The sequence below is a fragment of the Sphingomonas floccifaciens genome (assembly GCF_042681125.1).
Classification (GTDB): domain Bacteria; phylum Pseudomonadota; class Alphaproteobacteria; order Sphingomonadales; family Sphingomonadaceae; genus Sphingomonas; species Sphingomonas floccifaciens.
On the sequence record NZ_JBHUFC010000011.1, the window covers coordinates 1 to 595 of the forward strand.

General features: G+C 57.5%; 2 tRNA genes. Both read right to left on the reverse strand.

Annotated elements, in window-relative coordinates:
- Positions 1-123 precede the first annotated feature (123 nt).
- Positions 124-199, reverse strand: a tRNA-Ala gene (locus tag ACFSC3_RS16710).
- Between the two features lie 131 nt (positions 200-330).
- Positions 331-407 (reverse strand) — tRNA-Ile (locus ACFSC3_RS16715).
- Positions 408-595 lie beyond the last annotated feature (188 nt).

The window sequence follows — 595 nt, forward strand, 5'->3', positions numbered from 1 at the left end:
TCGCGGCATCGATTTGAAAAACCCATTCACAATGTCAAAGACGCTGACTGACCCTTAGGCCAGACGCTACTCCTGCTACGATGCAGGAGATCTGATGATCTTCATCTCTAGGTATAGGGTGCGTGGTGGAGCTTATCGGGATCGAACCGATGACCTGATGCTTGCAAAGCAACCGCTCTCCCAGCTGAGCTAAAGCCCCATGCACAGTCGCTCGTCGAATTAGCGTGAGCTAATTCGCGCAGGCGATAAGCACGATCGGCGCGGAAGGCCGCGCCAGAGGGCGCGGCTTTGCCGCGTCCGGCGGCGTGGCCAGGGCCACAACGCCGATGATGGTGGGCCGAGTAGGAGTTGAACCTACGACCTCACGCTTATCAGGCGTGCGCTCTAACCACCTGAGCTACCGGCCCGTGCACGCTTGCGCCGTCAGTCGCAGCAAAGCTGCGCCTTATGGCGCGCTATGCAGCGCTGGCCGAGCTTGTTCACGTGCAAATTAGCTGACGCTAATTCGTCTCGTGAACTAACCTAGTGATGAAGGGACATGAGGACGGCGGCTATGTTCTTTGGAATGGAAGAAGCTCTTCCCAACACCGAAGTG